The organism is Shigella sp. SIG3, assembly GCF_053555855.1.
Genome location: NZ_JBQZXE010000216.1, coordinates 1 through 2,308, shown reverse-complemented (window position 1 = coordinate 2,308; position 2,308 = coordinate 1). Strand labels below are relative to the sequence as shown.

General features: G+C 50.6%; 3 protein-coding genes. 2 read left to right on the top strand and 1 reads right to left on the bottom strand.

The genetic code is table 11. The features are described 5' to 3' along the window. A partial coding sequence (gene yjbD, locus ACUU1I_RS20255; protein WP_214239779.1) for a DUF3811 domain-containing protein occupies positions 1–164 on the top strand: 164 nt, incomplete at its 5' end. Positions 165–296: 132 nt separating this feature from the next. Here the strand turns inward: yjbD and rluF are convergent. Beyond that, entirely contained in the window at positions 297–1,169 is an 873-nt protein-coding gene (rluF, locus tag ACUU1I_RS20250; protein ID WP_000936346.1) for a 23S rRNA pseudouridine(2604) synthase RluF, read from the bottom strand. A gap of 347 nt (positions 1,170–1,516) precedes the next feature. Here rluF and ACUU1I_RS20245 point away from each other — a divergent pair. Next, a partial coding sequence (locus ACUU1I_RS20245; protein ID WP_039062336.1) for a sugar-binding domain-containing protein occupies positions 1,517–2,308 on the top strand: 792 nt, incomplete at its 3' end.

The following is a 2,308-nucleotide window of genomic DNA, read 5'->3' as shown; positions in this document are numbered from 1 at the left end:
CCGAAACCAACAGCATTAAGAAAGAGTACATCGATAAATTAATGGTCGAGCGTGAGGCTGAAGCGAAAAAAGCCCGCCAATTGAAGAAAAAGCAGGCTTATAAACCGGATCCTGAAGCGTCATTTAGCTGGTCAGCAAATACGTCGACGCGCGGCAGGCGCTAATGAACAATCAACGCCTGAGATTTTCACTCGTCTGTGTGGACACAATCTTCCCCTCACCCTAACCCTCTCCCCGAAGGGGCGAGGGGACTGTCCGAGCTCTTTTTGGACGTTTTCATCAGTCTGAGGCGTTAATCAGCGTCCCTTCTTTTTACGCCCCGGCGAGGTAAAACGCTTACCGTTGGACGCCGGGCGACCGCCTTTTTCCGCCGTTTTTTCCATCTTAACGACTGGACGTTTGATGCCCGCTGTTTTCGGTTTGGCCTTCGCTTTAGGTTTTGCCTCGGAAGAGGAATTTTCGATGAGCTTAAAGAGGTCGATTAACTCATCGTCGGTTAAATCGCGCCACTCCCCCAGCGGAATGCCGCTTAAGCTGACGTTCATAATGCGCGTACGTTCCAGCTTTTTCACTTCATAGCCGAAATGCTCGCACATGCGCCGGATCTGACGGTTCAGCCCCTGCACTAGGGTAATGCGGAAGACAAACGGCGCTTCTTTTTTGACTTTGCACTTTTTCGTCACCGTCCCGAGGATCGGCACCCCCGCCCCCATACCACGAATAAATTCATCGGTAATCGGTTTATCGACCGTCACCAGATACTCTTTCTCATGATCGTTACCCGCACGGAGGATCTTATTCACCAGATCGCCGTGATTGGTGAGGAAAATCAGCCCCTGGGAGTCTTTATCCAGGCGGCCAATCGGGAACACGCGTTTGCTGTGGTTAACGAAATCGACAATGTTATCGCGCTCGCCATCTTCGGTGGTGCTGACAATACCGACGGGCTTGTTCAGGGCGATAAGTACCAAATCTTCGGCTTCCCGAGGCTCAATCAACTGACCGTTTACTTTCACAATGTCGCCGGGTTTCACCTGATCGCCAATGGTGGCTCGCTTGCCATTAAGGAACACATTGCCTTGCTCGATATAGCGATCCGCTTCGCGGCGTGAGCAAATTCCGCTTTCGCTGATGTATTTATTTAAACGGACTGATGAGTCGGGCAGCATAAATTCTCCTGTAAAACGCGGAATATACCGTACCTCTTAGCGGGGAAAAACAGGGTTATGCGGCAACGTCGAAATTAAATGTGATCTGCCACGCCTTTTATCACAAAAGTGTCTCCGGAAGTACGATGCAAATTTGCCTGGCAAAATAAGGATAATCAACATATTACGAATCGCTGCACACCTGTGCTGATGACTACTACGCAGAGAAACAAATGTGCAAGAGAAAGCGCTATTTCTCCCCATGCAAAGAGTGAAAAATCGCTTTGAAAGGCCCTCATGATGGGGTTATATCAGATCAAGCGGTGAGAAAGCGTATTTGCACAAATGTGCAGAACCAGGAGGCGGCAATGGAAAACAGTGACGATATCCGTTTGATTGTGAAGATTGCCCAACTCTATTACGAACAGGATATGACGCAGGCGCAAATCGCGCGCGAACTGGGTATTTACCGCACCACCATCAGCCGCTTGCTTAAACGAGGCCGCGATCAGGGAATGGTCACCATCGCCATCAACTATGACTACAACGAAAATCTCTGGCTGGAGCAGCAACTGAAGCAAAAGTTTGGCCTGAAAGACGTTGTGGTGGTGTCGGGAAATGATGAGGATGAAGAGACTCAACTGGCGATGATGGGGTTACACGGCGCGCAACTGCTGGATCGCTTGCTGGAGCCTGGCGATATTGTCGGTTTTTCCTGGGGTCGCGCGGTGAGCGCACTGGTTGAAAACTTGCCGCAGGCGGGGCAATCGCGGCAGTTAATCTGCGTACCAATTATTGGCGGACCGTCCGGTAAACTCGAAAGCCGCTATCATGTAAACACATTAACCTACAGCGCGGCAGCGAAGCTGAAAGGGGAATCGCATCTCGCGGATTTTCCGGCTCTGCTGGATAACCCATTAATTCGTAATGGGATCATGCAGTCTCAGCACTTTAAAACCATCTCTGCCTACTGGGATAATCTGGATGTCGCCCTGGTGGGAATTGGCTCACCGGCCATTCGCGACGGCGCTAACTGGCATGCGTTTTATGGTGGTGAAGAGAGTGACGACCTGAATGCCCGCCAGGTTGCTGGCGATATTTGCTCGCGCTTTTTTGATATTCACGGCGCAATGGTTGAAACGAATATGAGCGAAAAAACG